This is a genomic window from Paenibacillus sp. JL3B1040, assembly GCF_057063165.1.
This window is the reverse complement of sequence record NZ_CM169317.1, coordinates 2,159,099-2,181,583: the sequence shown is the minus strand read 5'-3', so window position 1 is coordinate 2,181,583 and position 22,485 is coordinate 2,159,099. Positions and strand designations below refer to the sequence as shown.

The 22,485-nt window shown below is 52.8% G+C and carries 25 protein-coding genes; 8 read left to right on the top strand and 17 right to left on the bottom strand.

Going from position 1 to position 22,485, the window contains the following annotated elements; translation table 11 throughout:
* Positions 1-85: 85 nt before the first annotated feature.
* The 5 genes from ACZF99_RS09660 to ACZF99_RS09640 all read left to right on the top strand — a co-directional run bounded on the left by ACZF99_RS09660 (position 86) and on the right by ACZF99_RS09640 (position 4,709).
* Complete coding sequence (locus ACZF99_RS09660) at positions 86-946, top strand: MerR family transcriptional regulator (RefSeq protein WP_483611212.1); 861 nt, start codon at positions 86-88, stop codon at positions 944-946.
* A gap of 237 nt (positions 947-1,183) precedes the next feature.
* The gene (locus ACZF99_RS09655; protein WP_483611210.1) at positions 1,184-2,170 is read left to right on the top strand and encodes a hydroxyacid dehydrogenase; all 987 of its coding nucleotides are present in this window, start codon (positions 1,184-1,186) and stop codon (positions 2,168-2,170) included.
* Positions 2,171-2,179: 9 nt separating this feature from the next.
* The gene (locus tag ACZF99_RS09650) at positions 2,180-2,671 is read left to right on the top strand and encodes an anion permease (RefSeq protein ID WP_483611208.1); all 492 of its coding nucleotides are present in this window, start codon (positions 2,180-2,182) and stop codon (positions 2,669-2,671) included.
* Positions 2,565-3,590, top strand: coding sequence for an SLC13 family permease (locus tag ACZF99_RS09645; RefSeq protein ID WP_483611207.1), 1,026 nt, complete (start codon positions 2,565-2,567; stop codon positions 3,588-3,590). The genes ACZF99_RS09650 and ACZF99_RS09645 overlap by 107 nt, the downstream gene beginning before the upstream one ends.
* A 120-nt stretch (positions 3,591-3,710) precedes the next feature.
* A complete protein-coding gene (locus tag ACZF99_RS09640) occupies positions 3,711-4,709 on the top strand; it encodes a CobW family GTP-binding protein (RefSeq protein ID WP_483611205.1) in 999 nt (332 codons plus the stop codon).
* Positions 4,710-4,775: 66 nt separating this feature from the next.
* On the opposite strand, the gene ACZF99_RS09635 is transcribed toward ACZF99_RS09640, so the two are convergent.
* From ACZF99_RS09635 to ACZF99_RS09595, 9 genes are all read right to left on the bottom strand, one after another.
* Positions 4,776-5,840: a CobW family GTP-binding protein gene (locus tag ACZF99_RS09635; RefSeq protein ID WP_483611203.1), complete on the bottom strand. Its 1,065-nt coding sequence runs from the start codon at positions 5,838-5,840 to the stop codon at positions 4,776-4,778.
* Between the two features lie 49 nt (positions 5,841-5,889).
* Positions 5,890-6,903, bottom strand: coding sequence for an ABC transporter substrate-binding protein (locus ACZF99_RS09630; RefSeq protein ID WP_483611201.1), 1,014 nt, complete (start codon positions 6,901-6,903; stop codon positions 5,890-5,892).
* Between the two features lie 35 nt (positions 6,904-6,938).
* Positions 6,939-8,012, bottom strand: coding sequence for a methyltransferase domain-containing protein (locus ACZF99_RS09625; RefSeq protein WP_483611199.1), 1,074 nt, complete (start codon positions 8,010-8,012; stop codon positions 6,939-6,941).
* Positions 8,013-8,028: 16 nt separating this feature from the next.
* Positions 8,029-8,808, bottom strand: coding sequence for an ABC transporter ATP-binding protein (locus tag ACZF99_RS09620; protein WP_483611197.1), 780 nt, complete (start codon positions 8,806-8,808; stop codon positions 8,029-8,031).
* Positions 8,805-9,824, bottom strand: coding sequence for a FecCD family ABC transporter permease (locus ACZF99_RS09615; RefSeq protein ID WP_483612631.1), 1,020 nt, complete (start codon positions 9,822-9,824; stop codon positions 8,805-8,807). The genes ACZF99_RS09620 and ACZF99_RS09615 overlap by 4 nt, the downstream gene beginning before the upstream one ends.
* A 62-nt stretch (positions 9,825-9,886) precedes the next feature.
* The gene (locus ACZF99_RS09610) at positions 9,887-10,630 is read right to left on the bottom strand and encodes a class I SAM-dependent methyltransferase (protein WP_483611195.1); all 744 of its coding nucleotides are present in this window, start codon (positions 10,628-10,630) and stop codon (positions 9,887-9,889) included.
* A gap of 234 nt (positions 10,631-10,864) precedes the next feature.
* Positions 10,865-11,317, bottom strand: coding sequence for a Fur family transcriptional regulator (locus tag ACZF99_RS09605; RefSeq protein ID WP_483611193.1), 453 nt, complete (start codon positions 11,315-11,317; stop codon positions 10,865-10,867).
* Between the two features lie 221 nt (positions 11,318-11,538).
* The gene (locus ACZF99_RS09600) at positions 11,539-12,351 is read right to left on the bottom strand and encodes an AAA family ATPase (RefSeq protein WP_483611191.1); all 813 of its coding nucleotides are present in this window, start codon (positions 12,349-12,351) and stop codon (positions 11,539-11,541) included.
* A 34-nt stretch (positions 12,352-12,385) separates the two neighbouring features.
* The gene (locus ACZF99_RS09595; RefSeq protein WP_483612629.1) at positions 12,386-12,472 is read right to left on the bottom strand and encodes a hypothetical protein; all 87 of its coding nucleotides are present in this window, start codon (positions 12,470-12,472) and stop codon (positions 12,386-12,388) included.
* Between the two features lie 264 nt (positions 12,473-12,736).
* On the opposite strand from ACZF99_RS09595, the gene ACZF99_RS09590 reads away from it, so the two are divergent.
* Genes ACZF99_RS09590 through ACZF99_RS09580 form a run of 3 tightly spaced genes read left to right on the top strand, consistent with a single transcriptional unit; the run spans position 12,737 to position 15,721 of the window.
* Positions 12,737-13,660 carry a permease gene (locus ACZF99_RS09590; RefSeq protein WP_483611189.1) on the top strand — a complete coding sequence of 308 codons (924 nt, stop codon included), beginning with the start codon at positions 12,737-12,739 and terminating at the stop codon, positions 13,658-13,660.
* A 22-nt stretch (positions 13,661-13,682) separates the two neighbouring features.
* The gene (locus tag ACZF99_RS09585; protein ID WP_483611187.1) at positions 13,683-14,684 is read left to right on the top strand and encodes a TIGR03943 family putative permease subunit; all 1,002 of its coding nucleotides are present in this window, start codon (positions 13,683-13,685) and stop codon (positions 14,682-14,684) included.
* A 29-nt stretch (positions 14,685-14,713) separates the two neighbouring features.
* Positions 14,714-15,721: a CobW family GTP-binding protein gene (locus tag ACZF99_RS09580; protein WP_483611186.1), complete on the top strand. Its 1,008-nt coding sequence runs from the start codon at positions 14,714-14,716 to the stop codon at positions 15,719-15,721.
* Positions 15,722-16,179: 458 nt separating this feature from the next.
* Here ACZF99_RS09580 and rpsN read toward each other — a convergent pair whose 3' ends face one another.
* From rpsN to ACZF99_RS09540, 8 genes are all read right to left on the bottom strand, one after another.
* Complete coding sequence (gene rpsN, locus ACZF99_RS09575) at positions 16,180-16,449, bottom strand: 30S ribosomal protein S14 (protein WP_483611184.1); 270 nt, start codon at positions 16,447-16,449, stop codon at positions 16,180-16,182.
* Positions 16,450-16,465: 16 nt separating this feature from the next.
* Positions 16,466-16,888: a Fur family transcriptional regulator gene (locus tag ACZF99_RS09570; protein WP_483611182.1), complete on the bottom strand. Its 423-nt coding sequence runs from the start codon at positions 16,886-16,888 to the stop codon at positions 16,466-16,468.
* Between the two features lie 49 nt (positions 16,889-16,937).
* On the bottom strand, positions 16,938-18,035 hold the full coding sequence (locus ACZF99_RS09565; protein WP_483611180.1) for a metal ABC transporter substrate-binding protein: 1,098 nt from the start codon (positions 18,033-18,035) through the stop codon (positions 16,938-16,940).
* Entirely contained in the window at positions 18,016-18,888 is an 873-nt protein-coding gene (locus ACZF99_RS09560) for a metal ABC transporter permease (protein ID WP_483611178.1), read from the bottom strand. Before ACZF99_RS09560 ends, ACZF99_RS09565 begins: the two co-directional genes overlap by 20 nt.
* Positions 18,834-19,541, bottom strand: a complete 708-nt coding sequence (locus tag ACZF99_RS09555) for a metal ABC transporter ATP-binding protein (protein ID WP_483611176.1) — start codon at positions 19,539-19,541, stop codon at positions 18,834-18,836. Before ACZF99_RS09555 ends, ACZF99_RS09560 begins: the two co-directional genes overlap by 55 nt.
* Positions 19,542-19,635: 94 nt before the next feature.
* Positions 19,636-20,841 (bottom strand): GTP-binding protein, encoded by a 1,206-nt coding sequence (locus ACZF99_RS09550; RefSeq protein ID WP_483611174.1) that lies wholly within the window; start codon positions 20,839-20,841, stop codon positions 19,636-19,638.
* A gap of 10 nt (positions 20,842-20,851) precedes the next feature.
* Entirely contained in the window at positions 20,852-21,001 is a 150-nt protein-coding gene (gene rpmG, locus ACZF99_RS09545; RefSeq protein ID WP_128634965.1) for a 50S ribosomal protein L33, read from the bottom strand.
* Between the two features lie 244 nt (positions 21,002-21,245).
* Complete coding sequence (locus tag ACZF99_RS09540; protein ID WP_483611171.1) at positions 21,246-22,448, bottom strand: MalY/PatB family protein; 1,203 nt, start codon at positions 22,446-22,448, stop codon at positions 21,246-21,248.
* Between the last annotated feature and the right edge of the window lie 37 nt (positions 22,449-22,485).

Sequence of the window (22,485 nt, the reverse complement as noted above, 5' to 3'; positions counted from 1 at the left end):
AAAGACCTATAATTTCGGTAACTGCTCCGAAACGGCCGGATATGATAGAATGGCATATCATATATGTAAAGGTTGGTTGCGGCGCATGGAACAAAAAGACCGGAAATTCACGGCAACTTATCGCATTGGCGAAGTCGCAAGCATGCTCGGCATGCATCCTCAAACGATCCGTTACTATGACAAGGCCGGAATCGTGCTACCCGGCGAGAAAAACCACAAAAACGAAAGATTATTCGCATCCTATGATGTTTATATGATTATGATCCGAAAGCAATATCAGAATATGGGCTTTTCTATTGAAGAAACGGAGAAGATTTTCAATGAAAATGATTTAAACGACCTGGCGGAAAGCCTGGAGGTCAAAATTGCCGAAAATGAAAGAGAACTTTTGAAGAGGCGTTATTGTTTGGACGGGATGAAGCAACTGAAAGAACTGGTGGAATCCATACCGGTCTTCTACCAGCGCTGTTTTTACCGCGTGCGTCCTCCCAGATGGCATCATCTGCATTTGCGGGAGGATATACTCGAAAACACGGACAACGGTACGTTGGCCAGAAAAATCGGTATGGAGGCCATGCCTTTATGCCGCCATATTTTAGGCATCAAACAATCGGATATTGATACGAAGGAACACCCGGTCTCCACTTATTGCGATTTGACCTTGGAGCAAAAATATGCCGAATTTTACGGATTCGACCGGATTCCCACCGCTTTTTTTGTGGAGCCGCAGCCCTGCATTTATACCATCTTCAAGGTGGATGCGTACGACTCGGTGAAATGGAGCTATTTGGCGTACGTAGAGCAGTTTATGGCCGCTAACCGCTTGGCGTTGAACGGTGACGTGCAATTGGTTACCATCGCCAATACGTTCGATAGAATAAACGGAGAAAAAGGTCGATTTCGCTATTTTGAAGCATGGGTTCCCTTTAAAAATAAGGTACAGTAACTGTACGGAAAAGTCGGAAACCGCAAAAATAATGACAAAAAATACTATATTCTGGTATAAAAAGGAATGAACCGGAATCTCTAGGATTTCGATTTCATTCCTTTTTCTTTTTTGTTCGAAATAGCAAGTATTGACTGTACAGTTGCTGTAGCCCTTAGAATGCAGTTGCTTGAACCTTTTTTCACATACTTTTGCGAAAAAAGCCGTCATCCTACTACATGTAACGGAGGGTTTCTTATGTCAGCAAAAATTTTGTTATGCGAAGCCATAAACCCAAAAGGGGTGGCCCTTTTGGAACGGCACGGATTTGAGGTCGTCGTTTCTCCTTCCACCGATGCGGAAACTTTGAAGCGGCTAAGCCGGGACGTCTACGGCATCATCGTTCGTACAAGCCCGCTGCCGAGGGAAGTGATCGAATCCGCTCCGAACCTGTCGATCATCTCCCGTCATGGAATCGGCGTGGACAATATCGATGTGGACGCCGCCAGCGAACGCGGCATCCTGGTTAGTCGGGTTTTGAATGCCAATGCCTACTCTGTCGCAGAGTACATTATCGCTTCCATGATGACGCTCGGAAGAAATTTATTCCCTGCGGACCGGTTAATCAGATCGGGCAAGCTGTCGGAAGCGGGAGCTTCCTTACCCGGATTGGTCAACCGATATAAGGCGGGCGGCAGCGAAATTAATGGGAAAAAGCTGGGGATTATCGGGTTCGGGAGCATCGGCAACCTTATTGCCGAATTGGTAAAATCGCTGAACGTTTCGGTATATGTGTATGATGCATATGTAAAAACGGACAATCCGAATGTCACTCAAGTCCATACGGCCAAAGAATTATACGAGATTTCCGATTTCGTGACCATCAATGTGCCGCTTACGGAAGCGACCAAAAATTTGGTAACCCTGGAGACGCTGAAACAAATGAAGTCTACGGCCTATTTGATTAACGCCAGCCGCGGCGGAATCGTTAACGAAGCCGAGCTGGCGGATGCGCTGAATCAAGATATCATTGCCGGCGCCGCCGTCGACGTGTATTCCGTCGAACCCCCGGAGCTGGACAATCCTCTATTCTCGGCTAAAAATGTCGTTCTCACGCCTCATATCGCGGGAACGACAACCGAAGCGATTGAGAATCTCTCCGTCGGCGCCGCTCAGGCCATTGTCGATTATCATCTTGGCAAAACGCCGGCTTACGTCGTTAATCAGACTGTTCTGGAAAAGTAGGTGAACCCGTTGAAAAACTCAAATACCAAAAAAATCATCGGCGCGATGGTCGGACTTGCGTTGGCCGTCGCGATTGCATTTCTTCCTCCATTTGAAGGCTTGGACCCAAAATCCATGATCGTGTTGGGAACGCTGGTTTGCGCCATCGTCTACTGGATTGGCGACGTCATGCCGGATTTTGCGGTAAGCTTGATGATGTGCGCCTCCTGGGTCGTTCTGGGCGTGGTTCCGTTTAACGACGCCTTTTCACAATTTTCCGGAACCAGTTGGTGGATGGTCATCGGCGGTTTGGGCATCGGCATTGCGGTTAGCGGAACCGGGTTGATGAAACGGATCGCCCTGCATGTCATGAAGTTATTCCCGACGACATTCAAGGGAGGGGCAAAGTCTGGCCGTGCTGCTGGCGGGCTTGATCGTTTCCCCCACCATTCCCAGCACCAATGCCAAAGGCTCGATTGCCGCGCCGCTCAGCTTGTCGATCAGCGATACGATGGGATATGAAAGAAAGAGCAAAGCGAGCGCCGGCTTGTTTCTTGCCATGTTTTTCGGTTTCGTGTGCGCTTCTCCGATCTTTCTGAGCGCCACGTTCATGAACTATGTCGGCAGAGGTTTATTGGACGAATCCGTTCAGACTCAACTGACTTGGGGGAACTGGTTCCTGTATGCTCTGCCGTGGGCGGTCGTCTTTATAGTCGGCAGCTATTTTGCCATCAAGCATTTCTTTGGCCCGAAAAACGATACGAAGCTGCCCGGCGATTTTCTTCAGAACCAGTTAAAAGAACTGGGTGCGATGAGCAAAAACGAAAAAATCACGGCGGTCGTTTTGATCGGGACGCTTATTTTATGGATGTTGGAAAAAAGAACCGGCATTTCGTCGGCCGTCATCGCCATACTCGCGGTTTCTGTGCTTGTGGGCCTGAAGGTGATCTCTGTCGCCGATTTCAAAAATAAAATCCCTTGGAACGCCGTCATTTTTATCGGTTGCGCATTGAATCTCGGGACCGTTCTTCCGAAAGTCGGCATCGACAAATGGATCGGCAGCACGCTTACGCCCGTGATCGAACCGGTCCTGCAAAATCCCTATGTTCTGGTAGTTGTATTGGCCTTACTGGTTTACGCCATTCGCTTCCTGCTGGTTTCCTTGTCCGCGGCGGTAACCATCTTCATTCTGATCGTGCTTCCGCTGCTGGCAAACACGGGCATTAATCCGTTCATTATTACATTTGCAACGATCACTTCCGTCAATATTTGGATTTTGCAATATCAAAATCCGCCTTTCCTGACGACGTATTACGCTATAGACGGAAAAATGGCGACCGCCAAACAAACCATGCTGGGTTCGGTCATCTATATGGCGGTCAATATCGTCGGACTGTTGATCAGCGTTCCGTTTTGGCAATGGTTTGGACTGCTCGGGTAAAGGCAATTACAGCGCCCGCCGGGGGGCGGAATTTGACAACCCGTTCACCCGCTCCTATAATTAATAGTAAATTTTACGATTAACATAAAACCACAGTATTGTGGCAAAGGAGCGAGCGAAATGACCACTATTCAAGATCCCCGTATTCCCGTTACGGTATTAACCGGGTTCCTCGGCGCCGGAAAGACGACGCTGCTGAACCATGTGCTCACCGCGGAGCATGGCCAGAAAATCGCGGTCATCGTCAACGAGTTCGGCGAAGTCGGCATCGACAACCAACTGGTCGTGGGTGCGGACGAAGAAATTTTTGAAATGAACAACGGATGTATTTGCTGTACGGTGCGCGGCGACCTCATCCGCATTCTAGCCGATTTGAAGGATGCGAAGCTCGGACAGAGCGGCCGCCGCAAAGCCGATTTTGACCGCGTTCTGATCGAAACCACCGGCTTGGCCGACCCCGCCCCGGTGGCGCAAACCTTTTTCGTCGATGATGAAGTCGCCAATTTCTATAAACTGGACGCGATCGTCACCGTCGTGGACGCCAAGCATGCCGGCCAGCATCTGGACGAGGGCCATGAAGCGCAGGAGCAGGTAGCTTTCGCCGATGTGCTGCTGCTCAACAAAACGGATCTGGTTACCGAGAAAGAGCTTGAGCAATTGGAAGGACGCCTGCATGCGATGAATCAGGCCGCCAAGATCTACCGTACGCGGCAGTCGCAAATTGAAATCGACCGCATTCTGGGCATCAGCGCTTTCGATTTGGAGAAAAAATTGGAGCTTGAACCCGGATTCCTGGAAGAAGAGCACCATGACCACGATGACGAAGTGTCTTCCGTGTTTTTCCGCGAATCCCGCCCGCTCGATTTGAAGAAGGTGGAACGTTTCATTAGCGAATGGCTGGTTGAACACGGCGTGGACACGTTCCGCTATAAAGGGGTGCTGAATATCAAAGGCAGCAAAAAAAGAGTGGTCTTCCAAGGCATTCACATGCTGTTCGGCGCATACCCGGACCGGGATTGGAAGCCCGGCGAGGCGCCCGTCAGCGAATTCGTCGTGATCGGCCGGAATTTGGACGAGGCCTGGTTCCAAAAACAATTTGCCGCCTGCGTAGCCGGCTAAAACAGCTCAACCCCAAAGAAGAAGCGACACATCAGCGTGCCGCTTCTTCTTTTTTGTGGTACCGGCTTATGAGGACTTCATGACTCCCTCCAACTGCCCGAGCAGGGCCTGCTCTGAAAAATGCTCCCCGATAAAAACGGCTACGTCCCGGACTTGACCTTGCGGCCGGATCGGAATGAGCTCCAGTTGCCTGTAGGCATATTGGAACATCACCCGCTCCCCGGTTCCGCTGGAGGTAAAGATGCCTTTCGCCCGGTAAACCCCGGCGGGCAAATCCTTCATTACCCGCTCCAAACGGCCGCCATCGATCGGTTCCGAAAAATAGTGCGAACATACCATGACATGGTCGTAAGAATGAAGGTGCCCGGAATGGCTGTCGCCGTGCTCGTGTGCATGCTTATGGTCATGGCCGTGCTCATGCCCGTGCCCGTGTTCACACCGCTGTTCGCCGGAAGCGTCAGGGGCGGCGAGCCGCTCCCGCTGCCCGGCCAGCAGGCGGTCCAGGGCGCCGGCTTCTTCCTTCCCGGCCAGCACCCGCGTCCAAACGGCCTCGTCCATTTCGCAATGGGCCGTGGTTACGATCGGCGCAAACGGGTTCAACTCGGTCAGGCGCTTCCGGATTTCCTTTAATTCTTCCGCGCCCGCCAGGTCGCTTTTGTTCAGGACAAGCATCGAGGCGCACCGGATTTGATCCGTCATCAACCGGTAGGTTTTGCCCTTTCCTCCGCGGGAGCGCTGCAGAAAATGCGCTGCGTCGACGACGGTGATCATCGCCCGAATCTCGATGGGGGTAAGCATCGCCGCCTCCGTGATCGCGTCCAGGATTTCGATCGGGTTGGCAACCCCCGTCGCTTCAACGAAAATCAAATCGGGAGCGGCTTCATCGATCAACCGCCGGGTCTCCATGGCCAAGTCGCCGCGAATCGTACAGCAGATGCAGCCGCTGAGCATTTCGCTCATCGGCACCTCCGCATTCACCAATTTACCGTCCAAATTGACATCGCCCACTTCGTTCATAATGACGGCCGGCCGGATCCCCTTTTTTAGACAGTCATCCAGCATTCGGGTCAGGAAGGTCGTTTTTCCGCTTCCCAGGAACCCCGATAAGATCAGAATCGGAACGATTTTCATTTTGTCTGCCCCCTCTTTCGCCGCGAATCTCAGGCATGGATTGCTTGGGTTACGGTTTGACTCGATCCGGATACATCCCGGCGGCGAGCGTTTTCAGCGCGATCGGCGCCCGGACGCCTTCGGCCGCCGCCGACAGCGGCAGCACGATAAAGCGAGCGTCGCGAATCGCCTTTACATCGCCTAACGAGACCATATTCAGCAAGCGCTCTTTCTTCTGCTCCGCGGTTTCGTCCCCGTAGTCGACGATCACGATCACATCCGGGTCGCGGTGCACCACCTCTTCCCAGCTTACTTCCGTCCAACCCTTATCGATGTCGTCAAAAATATTTTTCCCGCCTAGCTGGTTGATCAGGCTGGTTAAGTACGTATTGGCCGCCGTAAACGCCTTGTCCTCCCCGCTGTCATAGACGAAAACCTGAAGCGGCTGATCTACGGAGCCGATTTGCGCCTGAATCTCTTCCAGTTGGCCGCGAATTCCGTCCACCAGCGCTTCGGCCCGGTCTTGGGCGCGGAAAATGTTCCCGATGTTCAAAATGTCCCGGTACACATCTTCAAGCGTCGGCTTCGGCTTATTGGAGGATTCCTGCACATAGGTCATCACGCCTTGAGCGGCCAAATCCGCCCGGGAACCGAGCGTCTCCTCCGTGAACGCGCTTTGCCATCCTGCGTAAGCGAAATCGGGCGAAGCGTCCAGAAAAACTTCCTTGGAAGGATATTTATCCGATAATACCGGGATCTGGTCATACTTTTCCTCAAACTCGGGCAGGATGCGGTCATCCAGATAAGCCGTCCCCACCATCGACGATTCGAGACCCAGCGCCAGCATCACCTCGGTTGCATGCTGATTGAGCGTTACGGCTCGCTTCGGCGCTTCCGGGAAACGAAGCTTCTCTCCCATATTCTCCAATTCGACGGGGACCTCCCCGCCCGCTGAAGGGGCGGCGGAGGAGCTTGAGGGCGAGGCGGGGGAGGCCGACGGACCTTTGCCGCCGCCGCAGGCGGACAGAACCGTGAGTAAAATAAGAATAACCAGCAAAAACGCCGGGGTGATAATCTTTTTCATGAGCTTTCTCCTTCGTAGGATCGTTGTATGTTTCTTTAAAGCTTGCGGGCAATCAGCGTCACCGTTGCCGGAGCATCCGGCGCTTCGCCCGGCATTGCGCCGGCAAGCGGGTATCCGCCGTTTCCCCAAATATGGGGACGGTATGGCATTACGTTTTTTCCCGCCGCTATCGCTTCCTTGATCGTTTCCGCCGCTCCGAGTCCGTCGGCCGCCCGGTTTATTCCGTAAGGAAGCGCCGTCGGCCAGGCCTCGGACAAGCCGAAATTCCAAACGGCCCGGGTCATTTCGAACCCTGCCGAAGTTAGCAGCAAAGCGGTCTCCTTGGGCGTGATCAAAGCGTATTCGCGTTCAACCCGGTACCGGGAAGTCATCGCACCGTCGATATACGTTTCGTAATCGACAGTGCAGCGAAACAGCTGCCGGGACAGGGATGTCTCCCCTTCCAGCTGGCGGGAGACCCATTTATTCGGCTGCAGTTGCTTCCTTTGCCGCGCTTGCCAACCTGCGCCGGCCGGCGGCAAATGCACATCCACGGCGACATGGCCCCCGTCCTCCAAGCTGCGATGCAAAATGCGCAGCAACGCGACATGCTCCTCCATCAGCGTAAAATGCTGGAGGAATCCGTCAGGACAGAGGACGTGGGTAAAGGCCGACTCGAAGCGACAATCCAAGGCATTCGCCTCTACCAGCTGCAGCCGTTCTTCCGCTTCGCTTTTGAAGATGCGCTTTCGTTTCGTTTCCGCCGTCTTCAGCATGCGCGGGCTCCAATCGACGCCGCAGTACCGCTCCGTCTGCGGGGCAAGCTCGGCGGCCAAACGCCCGCTGCCGACGCCGAGCTCCAGCACCCTGACCGGCTTCGCCGAGGTCTCCAGCCAGTTCCGGTAAAAATCGATCCCCGCTTTGCCGGCAAACTGGTCGTAATACTCGGCTTCATCTCCTTCATACTTTGGGCTCGGCTGGCGCTCATGCCGGACGCCTTGTAGTCCGCAGCGCGAACACACCGTTCCCGCCAGCTTCGCCATCGGTGTTCCCGCCGGCACGCCGTTCCGCGCTTCGCCGTTCCATTCGTCATACGCATATCCGCAATAGCTGCATCGGGTCAAAGCCATCCTTCTCCCTCCTTCTTCATCGGTTTGCGATCGTCTCCGGCAAGTAGGTAATCGACGGTTTTCCCGTATAAGGATGCCGCGAAATTTGCGTCTCCACGCCGAACACGCGGCGCAACAATTCCGGCCGCAACACCTCATCGGGGCTCCCCGAGGCCACGATCCTGCCGGCCTCCAGCACATAAATGCGATCGCAGTAATAGGCGGCGATATTCAAATCGTGAAGCGCGGCGAGCGAGGTCAACCGGAGCGTCTTGACCAAATCCATCATCTGCAGCTGGTAGCGGATATCCAGATGGTTGGTCGGTTCGTCCAGGATCAAAAAGCCGGCTTCCTGGGCCAGCGCCCTTGCGATCAGCACGCGCTGCTTCTCGCCCCCCGACAAGGTGGAAAAGCTGCCGGAAGCGGCATGCCCCAGACCAACCCGCGCCAAAGCCTGCTCCGCGATCTCGCGGTCCCGCGCGCAGTCCGCCTCCAGCATGCGCTTATGGGGAGCGCGCCCCATCATGACAATATCCCTGACCGTAAAATCGAAAGCGACGTTCGCTTCCTGACTGACGACCGCCATCTGCCGCGCCGTTTCCTTATGCGTCATGCGGGACAAATCCTGTCCGTTCAGGTAGACACCGCCCATGTCGGGCTTCAGCACGCGGTACATATTTTTGAGCAGTGTCGATTTGCCGCTGCCGTTCGGACCGATCAGCCCGACAAATTCCCCTTCGCGGATTTCCAGGGAAATGGCTTCGATCAAGCGTTTGTCCCGAATGCCGAAGGACAACTCCTCCACTTTGATGTTCATTCCTGTCCACCCCCGAATGTATACGAGCTGCGCCGCAGCAGCCAGATAAAAAACGGGCCGCCGCATAACGCGGTGACGATGCCGATCGGCAACTCTTCCGGCGCCAGAACGAGTCTGGCCAGGACATCCGCCCATACGATGAAGAGGGCTCCCAGCAGCAAGCTGATCGGGAGCACCCGGCGATGGTCCGACCCGACAAGCAGCCTGACGATATGCGGAATCATCAGCCCGACAAACCCGATGGAACCGCTGATGGCGACAAGCGTGCCGGTGAGCAGCGCCAGGATCAGGATCAAGCCGATGCGCAGACGCTGGATGTCCACGCCCAGGGTAACGGCCGCATCATCGCCCATCAACAGCGAGTTCAACGCCCGATACTGGATCAACAGCAGCGCAGCGCCGGCGAAGACAACGAAAGCGGGGAGGCCCAAATACGCCCATTTCGCCCCCGTTAAGCTGCCCATCATCCAATACAGCGCCGTGCGAATGCCCTCCTCCCGCGGCGCCATCGTAACGATAAAGTTCGTGGCCGCCGACATCATCATGGAAATGGCGATTCCCGACAGTAATAACCTCGTGGTGGAAAGGGTACCCCTTACCCGCGCCAGCAGATACACCATCCCCATCGCGGCCAGCGAACCGAGAAAAGCCGAGAGAGACAGAGCATATTGTCCGAAAAATTGAAACGCTCCGAATAGGATGACGAGTGTCGCCCCGACCGAAGCTCCCGACGATACGCCAAGAATATAAGGATCGGCCAGCGAATTGCGCATGAGCGCCTGCGCGGCGACGCCGGCAACGGATAATCCGGCACCGACGATCACGCCAAGCAGGACCCTGGGGAAGCGGATATCCCATACGATATGCCCTTGGCCGGCACTCCAGGTTTCCTCCACCCCTCCAGAGAAGCCCGGTACATGGGAAAATGCGATCTTCCAGACGGTCGCCGGGTCGATCGCCACTGGCCCCAGCATCACCGCGACCGTAACCGACACCAGCAGCAAGGCGGCCAGCATGATCACGATCCCGGAGAACAGGAAGCGGCTTCCGGCAGTTTGGGGTTGCGTCAGGTTGTTGTTCACGGCTCCCGTTCCCCCAGCAGGATCATGCGCGGAGAACGCCGCTCATCGTAAGCTTCCCCGTCGTAACTTCCGCGCATGGCGTCCAGCCGGAGTCCCGCGCTTTTCAGCAGGCTTTCCATCGCCTCCGGCGAATAGAGCTTCACGCGTTCCCTGTAGCTTCGACGCCCGCTCCCCGGTTCCTCAATCACGATATCCTTGACCACGAAGCCCTGTTGGATCGACCGGCTCTCGGTAATCACCGCCCCGTCCTCTTCCCGCCTGGAAAAGGGAACGAGATGATCTCGGATATACCCGGCGTTCAACACATCGATGACAAAACGGCCGCCCGGCATGAGCGCCTTCCGGATTTGCTTCAGGACGCCCAGCTGTTCGCCGTCGGTCTCGAAATAGCCGAACGAAGTGAACAAATTGACGACCGCATCGAAGTTTTCCGTAAAAGTGCCGTCTTCCGGCAAAGCGCGCATATCGGTTTCAACCCACCTGACGCATCCGGCAGCATCGGCTTCCTTAGCCTTGTGCAGCAGTACGGGGGAAAGATCCGCGCCCGTGACGCGATAGCCGGCTTCGGCCAGCGCCAGCGCATGTCTGCCCGCTCCGCAGCAAAGGTCGAGCACCCGGCTTCCCGCCGGCAGCCGTAACCATTCCATCACCCATTGAACAAAGCGATCAGCTTCCCGTTGATTGCGATGCTTGTAAACCAACAAATAGTCCTCGCCAAAGCTTCTTTCATACCAAGGCATCCTCAGTCCCCTTCCCATAAGCACTCCCCTCACTTTAATAGTAAATATTACGATTAAACGACAACCTCATTCGCCCTTGTTTTCTACCCCATCGCACGCAGCACCCTTCTTAAGCCCAAAAAGCCCCAACCACCTTAATTGTAATTTTTACGATTATTAATCAAATTTTGTTTCGATGCTTCTTTGCAGCCTGCCCTCTTACCGCGAAGAGGCAGGCTCCTTCGATTCGCGCGATTACTTTGGAGGTTCTTCGCTCTGCAGCATCTGGCAAGCTTCGCAAATGCCGTAAACCTCAAAACGATGCCGCAGCACTTTGTAGTTCCCGGGCAACTCCAGGCCATGATCCATCGGACAATAATCAAACGGAAGCGTTTTTTCGCAATTGACGCAAATCAAGTGATGGTGATGGTGCGCCGTACAGTTATCTTTGAATTTCAGGCCGCCATCCATAAAGTAGAAATGCTCCAATACCCCCATCTCGCTCAACATCCGGAGATTGCGGTAAACCGTGTCCAGACTCATGCTCGGATAACGAAGGGACATCTGATCATAAACATCTTTGGGCGACAGATAACCTTCGTGATCGGCAAAAATTTGCGCCAACGTTCTTCGCTGTTCGGTCACTCTCCAGCCATTGCGCGCCATCGTATCCAGCATCTCTCTTACTTTGGACTGGCTTTCTTTCATAACTTCGCACATTCCCTTCTTCGATTCCGTCGGAAAGAATTCTATCTTTCCATTTTAGCAAGAAAGGGGGAAGTTGTCATTTTGCATGACGTCTTCTGTTCATTCTCGACAGCCGATTGGCCGAATTTTTTCCAGCGCCGTCGCCAGAAAAAAGGACCGCGGCGAAATAACCACCTCCTCGCTCTCAAACGCCTCATAAGCGATCTCCTTTCTGCAATCGTTTAAAGACATACTTTAGGCTTGTATTCCGAATAAGCGTCTTCGATATACGCGCGGCCAAGCGGGGCATCTCCAATAATCGCCTTCCGCTTGGCCTTGAGCAGAATTTGTTCCATATCGGCAAAGCTGCACCCCCTCAGCAAATCCGACGCCGCCTTCTGAAGCGCCCCCTCATGCTCGAAATCTTCCAGGTGCAGGCGAATAAATTGTTCTCTGTCCGCATCTTCCGGCATGCCGTAAGTCATTTTCGTATCAAACCGGCGCCAAATCGCTTGATCCAATTCCGCTTCAAGATTGGTAGCGGCGATGAAAACGCTGCTTCCTTCGAATTCATCCAGGCATTGCAACAAGGTATTCACTACTCTGGCCATTTCCTTGACCTCATCGTTGTTATCCCGCGTTCTGCCGACCGCGTCGAACTCATCCAGGAACAAAACGCACGGCGTGGTTTTAGCGTAATCAAATATTTTGCGAATATTGCTCCCCGTCTCGCCCAAATGGCTATGAATCACCGCGTCCAGCCTCACTAAAATTAACGGGAGCTCCAGACAAGCGGCGAGATAAAAGGCGGTTAGCGTTTTTCCGGTGCCCGGCGGTCCGAACATGACGATTTTATTGGGAATCGGAACATCGTACTGTTCAAATTTCTCTTTCATCCCGAGTATCGCAATAAACTCCTCAACGATCTGCCGGTTGGCAGGCGCAAGCACGATGCGCTTGGTTTTCTTTTTACACTCTTTTGGCATAAAATAGGTGGCCATATCCGTCCCCTTGGAGCGGGGAAGACGAAAATTTGTGTTGTTGTTTTTGCTCATGAAGGTCATACTCCTTTACCGTTTTCGCGGCTTCTTATCCGGCCAATGAAACCCAAAAGATCCCCTTGCGATCCAGTTCGACCTGTTCCAACTGGCGCTCAAAATCCGGATGGGGCGCGATGGTTTGAACCGGTTCCCAGTCCCGCCGTCCACCATCGTTTCAAGGCCTTCGGATCGTAAACGAATCCACCGTGATCCCCCCATAGCCAGCTGTTTTTCTGACTAATCGTAATTTTTACGATGTAAACAGTATAAGGATGTGTTCATTTTCTTGTCAACAATTAAATCAAGCGACTTCATCTTCTTGTTATTTGTAAGCATTACGATTAAAATAATAGTGACCATGTATCACCATGAATTAGTAGAAATAGAAGGGACTTTATCCATGGCTTCGCTTCAATCCCATCTTCCGGCGGAACTGTTTACCTTTAAAACGATGTTTATCAGCATTTTTCTCGAAGCTCTGCCGTTTATTTTGCTTGGGGTCATTTCCTCGTCATTGCTGCAATCATTTGTTTCGGAGCAACGCTTGGCGCGGATCATCCCCCGGAACCCCTTGCTGGGCATGCTGTTCGCCAGTTTGGGCGGCATGCTCTTCCCCATTTGCGAATGCGGTATGATTCCGGTCGTGCGCCGGCTTGTCGCCAAGGGAATGCCGGTTTACATCGCCACGGTTTTTATCTTGAGCGGGCCGATTCTGAATCCGGTGGTTCTGTTCGCAACGTATTCCGCTTTTCGCAATCGCCCGGAGGTGATTTACTCCAGAATGGGGCTGGCCGTCGCGGTTTCTTTCACCGTCGGGTTGATCGTATACCGGTTTGTCCGCTATTCTCCGCTGCGCGTGAATTTTCAAACGCTTTATGACGAAACCCCCGAAAGCGGCAAACACGATACCTGGACGGGCAAACTCACCGCTTTTTTTGTACATGCGTTAAATGAATTTTTTGAAATGAGCAAATATTTTGCTATCGGCGCATTGATTACGGCCATGATACATACGTTTGTCAATACGGGACAGCTGGCGGCGTACGGTCAAGGCCCCGTCTCGTCTCACCTGCTGATGGCCGGTTTTGCTTATCTTCTTTCGATCTGCTCGACCTCGGACGCCTTTGTCGCTTCTTCTTTTGTGAGTACCTTTTCCGCAGGGTCGCTGATCACCTTCCTGGTACTGGGGCCGATGCTTGACCTCAAGGGAACGCTGATGCTGTTATCGGCATTCAAAACGAAATTCGTGGTCACCTTGGCGGTGGTGATCCCGGTAACGGTGCTCGTGTTCAGCATCGGGCTGGATCAATGGCTGCTGAGATAACGGAAGAAAGGAGGGGAGTATGATGAAGGAACGCAAATCGGCTACGCTTTTTCATCCTATCGTCAGAACCGTTTTGTTGCTGGGCCTTTCTGTATATATCGCTTATTTGGTCGAAACGGACAGCCTGCAGCTGTATATCGGCGTACGCATCATGCCCTTGGTTAAAGCCGCCGCTTTGCTCCTCTACGCGCTGGCTGTCATTCAGGGCTTTATTGCCTACAGAAGCTATAAAGGCTCCGTCATCGCCTGCGATTGCTGCGGCAATCCGCCGGCCCGACCCAGGCTCAAGTCAAGCTTCCTTTACGGGGTGCTCGCCCTGCCCTTGCTGCTTGGCTTTTTGCTGCCCGATACCGTGCTTGGCGGCTCTTTTGCGAACAAAAAAGGCATGATCCTGGGGACCGGCCCTTCCCCTTACGCCACGACGGGCTACACGCCGCCAACGGCAGCGGCCGTCGATTCCATCGAGGCTCCGGCCGATGCCTCCGGCAATTCATCGGAGGGCTCTCCCACTTCGGCCCCCGACGAGGAAGAAGCCGCAACCGATGCCGGATCGGCCGAATCGTTGGACCGCTTGTTTCCGGCGGAAGACGAGTTTGACCGGGAACTGGCCGAGCTGGCCAAACGGATTTACGTGCTTCCGGTGATCCACGTCAAGCCGGAAATCTATATGGAGATTTTATCTGCGATCGTCGTGTTTAAGGAATCCTTTATCGGCAAGGAAATCGAAATCGCCGGTTTCGTCTACCGCGAACCGGGTCTGGCGGATAATCAGCTGGTGATCGGGAGAATCGCCGTTCAATGCTGCACCGCGGATGCGACGCCCTACGGGGTGCTGGCCGAATTCGACGGCGCCTCGGACCTCAAAGACGACACCTGGGTGCAGTTGAAAGGCACCCTCGGCCAGACCGAATATAACGGAAATCCGATTATCAAAATCGATGTTGCGGAATCCGCCCCGATCGAAAGACCGGACGTCCCATATATCTATCCGAACTTTGATTTTCTGAATGTTAGCGTTGAATAGATAAGGAAACTTGAGTCAGGAGGGAACCCATGAAAACTCCCGTGATCATTATCAGCGGTTTTTTGGGCAGCGGCAAAACCACGCTGCTGCTTGAACTGATCCAAACGCTGCACGACCGGAAGCTTAGACCGGCAATCTTGATGAACGAGTTGGGCAAAGCCGACGTGGACGGCCGAATCCTGTCCGAAGCTGTCCAGGGACTTGCCCTGGAAAAGCTGTTCGACGGCTGCATCTGCTGCAGCAAGAAAAGCGAAATTGCCGGTTCTATGAAAAGCCTGCTCGCTCTGGCCCCCGACGTGATTCTTGTGGAACTGACCGGCGTAGCCAATCCGGAGGAGGTCGTCGATGCCATGGCCGAACCCGAGTTGCTGAACGAAGTGACCTTGCACAAGATCATCACCGTGATCGATGCCGAAAACGCGCTCGAGTACGGCAGCATATTCGCCTCCGATAAACAGCTCGTCCATACGCTGCGCCGACAACTGGAGGTGGCGGACGTCATCCTGGTCAATAAGCGGGACCTCGTCTCCGACCCGCATCTCTCCAAAGTAGTCCGTATGATTCGGAAACATAACGATCAAGCCGCCGTCTTCCACACCACGTTCGGTAAATTCAGCCCCGACCCCGTGATGGATGGACTTCGCCCCTTACAACGACAAGCCCAAACCACCGGACGTCTCAAAATGGCGCCTGTCCGGCATGCCCATTCTGCTATCGGCGCGTCCGGAGAGCCGGACGGGCAGGGGAACGCTTCTTTTTCCCGCATTCAAAGCGTCTTGATTCCGATCAACGGGGCGGTGCCGATTTCTCTAAAACCGTTGGAAAAATGGTTAAAGTCCAAAGGAAAGCAGGTGCTCCGTGCCAAAGGATACGTTCCGCTGGGCGGCGTGCGGGGCGCCTCGCTGGTTCAGTTTGCGGGCAAGCGGATCGACTATGAACGCGCGGAATATCAAGGTCCTTCCTATATGGTTATCATCGGATACGAATTGGATGAACGCGCGCTATTGGAGGAATGGCGGAACCAGGTGAGCGGGTGAGCGGGTGTGCGGTGAGCGGGTGAGAATCTAACGCTTGGGAGCGACGTTATTTAAGGCGAAACAGGGATGTACATCATCTAACGCTTACGGGAAAGCTTATTTCCCGGTTTCTCTTCAGAAATGGGCCTGTTTCGCCCATATAAAGCGTGTGATCAGCGTTAGAAAGATAGAACATGCTCTTTTGCCCATATAAGCGTTCTGACAAGCGTTAGCGTACGAACGGGACCCGTCGGTTCATTGACGCCACCTCGTTTGTTTCGTCAAGTGTCAATTTTTCAATCGCGATTCCCCGCTCAAAGCAAATAGCGCCATAAAATGGCGCTATATTCTCAAGCGAAGACAGGAACAAAAACCGGGGTCACTTTCCGCCCAATCGGGAGGCAATTCCGAATCGGACGCAATTCTTACTCGGAGGCAATTCCGAATTGAATACGGCCCCAAATCGGCAGAAAACCAAATTACCAACTGGCCTTTCTCACGCCGGGAATTTTCCCTTGGTGGGCCAGTTCGCGAAAGACGATCCGGGACACCTTATATTTGCTGATGTATCCTCTTGGCCGCCCCGATACCGAACAACGGTTATGCAACCGAGTGGGCGACGAATCGCGGGGCAGCTTTTGCAAAGCCGCGAAATCCCCTTTTTCTTTCAGTTCCCGGCGTTTCTCGGCGTATTTTTGCACCAGCGCTTGTCTCTTCTGTTCTTTAATCACTTTTGATTTCTTGGCCATGGCTGCTCTTCCCTCCTTAACTTGCGGCACATGCGCCGCATAGGCCGTGAATTTCGAATTTGTGCGATAGAACCTGGAACGATTCCGGCAAATCGATCGTGTTGTCCAGCGGACAAAAATCGATTGGAAAGGTTTGCAGGCATTTGATGCAGATGAGATGATGGTGGTGACGATCCGGCCCGCATCTCAGCTTAAAGCGGACCCCCTCCGGAAAATCGAATTGTTCAATCAGGTTGATCTCCGTGAGCAAACGAAGATTTCGATACACCGTATCGTAACTAACCCCCGGAAGACGCTCCGCGATATAAGCGTGAACCTGGCGCGGCAACACGAACCCGGTGGAGACGGAGAACAGCTCCGCGATCCATCTGCGCTGCGAGGTTATGCGCAACCCTTTGGACTCCATGGCTTGAATCAAGCGATTTCGTTTGTTCTCCATCCTTACATCTCCCCCGGTAATCAGATTTCCGCCACCGATTCGCCAAGCCTTATTCGTTTAACGCCGTCTTCAACGCGTCCAGGTTTTGCCGCATGACCGCAATATAGTCGAGGCCGCCGGCCAACTCTTCTTCCGTCAAACCTTCTATCGGATTCAGCACCGCCGATTTTGCCCCGATTTCGGAAGCGATCGTATCGGCCACCTTGGAAGAGACCAAAGTTTCAAAGAAGATCGTCTTCACGTTATGCTCTTTGGCAAACTCGACAATCCCGGCCATTTGGGCCGCCGACGGCTCTTGATCCGGGGATAACCCGGCAATCGGAACCTGGGTCAATCCGTATTGTTTGGCGAGGTACCCAAATGCGGCATGCTGTGTAATGAAGTCCTTGCGCTTACTGTCCTTCAACCCTTCGGTAAATTCCTTGTCGAGCGCCTCCAACTCGGCGACATAAGCGTCGGCGTTGGCCTTAAACTGGTCCGCGTATTGCGGAGCCGCTTCGGCCAAGCCTTGTTCAATGTTGCGAACTTCTTGAATCGCCAATGCCGGCGACAGCCAAACATGAGGATCCAGGCCACCGTGATCATGGTGATGGCCGTGTCCGCTCTCTTCACCTTCATGAGCGTGTTCGCCATGTTCATGAGCATGTTCACCATCTTCATGCGCATGATCGCCTTCCTCATGCGCATGCTCGTCGTGCCCATGTTCATGTCCATGATCATGCTCTCCCGAGCCTTCCATGACCTCGATCCCGTGACTGGCTTCAATCGCTTTAAGCCCGGTGCCCTTGGCGCTGTCCAGGACTTGCTCAATCCAGCCTTCCATGCCCGCTCCGTTGTACACGAGCACATCGGCCTCGGAAATGGCGGCCATATCCTGCGGCGTCGGCTCCCAATCATGCGGTTCCATCCCGGCGGGCACCAGATTCTCCACGTTAGCCAGATCCCCCGCTACATGACGGGTAAATTCATACATCGGATAAAAACTCGTCCTGATTTCCAGGATTTCCGCTGCAGACTTATCCGCACCCGTCTCGGGCGCGGCGGACGAGCCATTATTCCCTGCCGTTCCTGCATTTGAGCCGCAACCGGCCGCAACCAGCATCACCGATAAGGACAAAACCGTTAAACTACGATTCCAAAATTTCATGCTTCATGTACCCCTTTTTTTCATATTGTTTTTTGGTGCTGCGCCGCCCATGAAGCCGCAGCAGCTTTTGTACCAGCAACGTCGTCAGCAGGAAAGCCAGCAAAATCAGAGCAATCGTCCCGCCCGGCGGCGTATCGATATAATAGGATAGCGTCAGGCCGGAAAAAACGCCGGCCAGGCCGGTGCCGACGGAAATCAGAAGCGCCGCCGCAAAACCGGAGGCAACGCGCAACGCCAGCGAGGCCGGCAGAACGATCAGCGCCGAAACCAGAAGCACCCCTACAACCGGCATGGCGGCGGCGACGGTCATCCCGGTCAACACGGCAAAGGAGAAAGACAGCAGCTTGACCCTGACGCCGGATGCCGCGGCCGTTTCCTCATCGAAAGTCAGATTGTAAAGAGGACGCCGCAGGATGATAAAATAAAGCAGCCCGACCAGCGCTACGGCGGCAATCAGCAGCAACTGGGTATCGCTCACCGCCACAATGGAACCGAACAGATAGGAGCTGAAGCTTTTGCTCCAATTTTGCTTTAAGCTCATCAGCACAACCGCAAGCGCCAGCCCCGAAGTCATGATGATCGCGACCGGCAGCTCGCTGTATGTACGGTACGAGCGGCGAAGCTGCTCGATGACAATGCCTCCGGCAACGGCCACGGCAAAACCGCTGAGGGAAGGATTCAAAGCCATCACCGAGCCCAAAGCTACCCCGGCAAGGGACACATGGGACAGCGTATCCGCCAACAACGCCTGACGGCGAAGCATAAGATAAACGCCGAGCAGCGGAGCGATGATGCCGATCAAGCCTCCTGCCCAAAAGGCGCGCTGCATAAATTCGTAACCGAACATCGCCATCCCTCATCCTCCTTCCGCTCCAATTGAATCAATGTATCAAGATAAGGCTCCGCTTCCTCAAGTCCATGCGTGACCATAATCACGGTTCGACCTTGCTCGGTTACGCTCTCTCTCAGCAGTTTGTAAAGCTCCGCCCGGGTTGCCGCATCCATCCCCGTCATGGGCTCATCCAACACGAGCACCTGCGGCTCCTGGGCCAGTGCGCGGGCGATGCATACGCGTTGCTTTTGACCTCCCGACAACTCTCCGACTTTGCGATGGCGAAACTCCCACATGCCTACCTGTTTCAAGCTGCGCTCCACCGCCTGCCGATGTTCTTCCTTGAACCGGCCGAACAGTCCGACGCGGGAATAGCAGCCCGAACGGACCAGCTCGATCACTTTGCTGGGAAAACCGGCATTAAACGAAGCCACTTGCTGCGGCACATAGCCCACCGTCATCTTTGAACCGTCTTCCTGAACCCCGCCCAACCGGACCGAACCGCTCCAGGGCTTAAGCAGCCCCAGCATCAGCTTGAGCAAAGTCGTTTTGGCCGCGCCGTTCGACCCCGCGATGCCGATGAATTGTCCGGCACGGATGTCCAGCGTCAAATTATCAATGACCGGCTCATTTCCGTATCCAAACACCACGTCATGCATGGATGATAAAATCACATCGATCTCTTCCTTTTAATCGTAATCATTACGCATTACAAGAAACATAATATCGTAATTATTACGATTTGTAAACCCTTATTGTCAAGACGACTCAAACCTCAACCGGCCAAGGCAGCGGATTATTGAATTTGTTCCAATCCAGCTTCATTTCTTCTTCATTCAACAAGCAGCGGGACAGTCTTGTCTCAATATCTTGCTGATTCATATCCATGCCGATAAACACCAGCTCGGTCATTCGATCGCCCCAGGTCTCATCCCAACGTTCCCGAACTTCGGGTTCGCTGTCCAACACTTCACGCTGCTGATCTTCCGGCAAAGCCGCCAGCCAGTAACCGGCCGGACCAAACTGAATGGAAGGACCCGCCTGACTTAACGATGCCGCCATATCGCCGCGCGCCGCAATCCATACCAAGCCTTTGGCACGCACGACCTCTTCGGGCCAATTGCTTAAGAAATAGCTGAGGCGCTGAGGATGGAACGGAATTTTGCTGCGGTACACAAACGACCCGATTCCGTATTCTTCGGTTTCCGGAGTGTGCTCTTCTTTCATCAGCTCCGCAATCCAGCCTGAGGACATGCTCGTCTTTTCAAAATCAAACAATCCCGTATTCAAAATTTCTTTGGGGTCCACAACTCCGTCTACGGTGCGAATGATTTTGGCCGTCGGTTGCAGCTTTCTGAGCACGGCCTCCAGCTTAACGAGTTCCCGCTCCTCCACCAGATCGCATTTGTTGAGCAGCAATACATCGCAGGTCTCGATCTGGTCGATCAATAGATCCACGATATCCCGGTCATCGTTTGCACCGGCCGCCTGATTGCGGTCCAGCAAGCTTTCCCCGGACGCAAAATCGTGCCAGAAGCGGTTGGCATCGACGACAGTAACCATCGTGTCCAACCTGGCCAGGGCGGTTAAGTCGATGTCCAAATCCGAATCGGCATAAGTGAAGGTTTGCGCCACCGGAATCGGCTCGCTGATGCCCGACGATTCGATCAGAATGTAATCGAAGCGCCCCTCTCCGGCCAGTTTCTCCACCTCGCGCAGCAAGTCGTCCCGCAGCGTGCAGCAAATGCACCCGTTGGACATCTCCACCAGCTTTTCTTCCGTTTTCGATAAGGCGTTCCCCGATTTGACCAGATTGGCGTCCACATTCACTTCGCTCATGTCATTCACGATGACAGCGACCTTCAATCCGTCTTTGTTATGCAAAACATGATTCAACAACGTCGTTTTCCCGGATCCCAAGTAACCGCTCAGGACCGTTACCGGAATTTTCTTTAGGGTTTGTTCGGCCGACATCGAACCCCTCCTAACGCGTTTCGCGGTGCAGCGTGTATCTTCTTAGCCGCGGGCAGTATTTGCGCAATTCCATGCGTTCGGGATGCGTCTTTTTGTTTTTGGTGGTCGTGTAATTGCGGTCACCCGTTTCGGTACACGCCAAAGTAATCACTACTCTCATTTTAAAACAACTCCTTTTATTCGTAATCTTTACGATTTAACTAGTTTACTCGCTCTTCGCCCGTCTGTCAATTCCTACGGTTCCCCAACTTTTCGCGGTCAATCATGATTTCCCTATGCATATGCAAAAAGCTCCTGAATCTCCTACGAAGGAAATTCAAGAGTTTTATAAACAACACCTCCCGTTTCTGGCGAGTCACCTCGGCGCCATTTAAAAGTGACATTTTCTTGGATACCGTCCGGCATTATAACACGGAGTTGTTGCGAACAGCTTCACAGATTCGTTTTAGCCCTTCCTTAAGAACTGATTTTGGACAAGCAAGATTCAGTCGTATGAATCCGTCTGAGTTCCGAACAAACATACTGCCTCCTTCCAAAAGAACTCCAGCTTTATTTGCAAAGAACAAGGGTAAATTTTCTTCATCCGAAAAATATTCACTTACATCCACCCAGGCCAAATAAGTAGATTCAGAAATTTCAATATGAGCTTGCGGCAAATGAGTGTCTATATATTCTTTTGTAATCCTAAAGTTTTCATCCAAATATTCTCTCAGTTCTTCCAGCCAAGGTTCGCCTTTTTCATAAGCAGCTTGTGCAGCTGCGATGCTCAAAGGATTATCAAAGTTATAATGCCTGGACAGCCAAGTCTTTCTTAATTCTTCATTTGGAATAATAATATTTGAAATCATTAAGCCCGCTAAATTGAATGTCTTACTTGGGGCCATACAAGTAATGATTTTGTCATAATTCGGAAATACCTTAGCAAATGGGATATGCTGTTTTCCTTTTCTTAACAAATCGCAATGAATTTCATCCGAAATCACCCATAGATGATGTCTAAGCGATATTTCTCCGATTTTTTGCAGTTCTTCTTCTGTCCAAACTCTACCCGTAGGATTATGCGGATTACATAGAATCAATAATGCAACTTTGTTGTCTGCCGCCTTCTTTTCTAAATCATCAAAATCAATTTCGTATCTGCCATCCTTGTTAATTAAATCACTTACCACAGATTCTCTATTATTGTGATCAGCGGCATATTGGAAATAGGCATAGGATGGAGTTAAAAACAGGACTTTTTCATCTTCCTTACAAATATATTCCACAAGTTCATAAAGTGCAGGAATTACTCCATTGGACATCACTAAATGCTTTTTCTCAAAATGCCAACCGTATCTTTTTTCACACCATTTCGAGAAAGCTTGATAATAATCATCGGAAAATACTCTGGTGTAACCAAAAATTCTTTTTTCCAGTCTTTCCTTAATTCCATCGATAACTACATCGGGAGTTGCAAATTCCATATCGGCAACCCACATGCGAATGAACTCCTCATCTTTATAAGGAAAAACAAATGAATCATCTGCTTTAAAAATGTAATCTCTAAATCCATCCGTATTCATAGCATTGGTATTTCTTCTGTCGATTATTTCATCAAAGTTATACATCGTGGCATCCTTTCATTTTCTTGATATTATTAAGTTG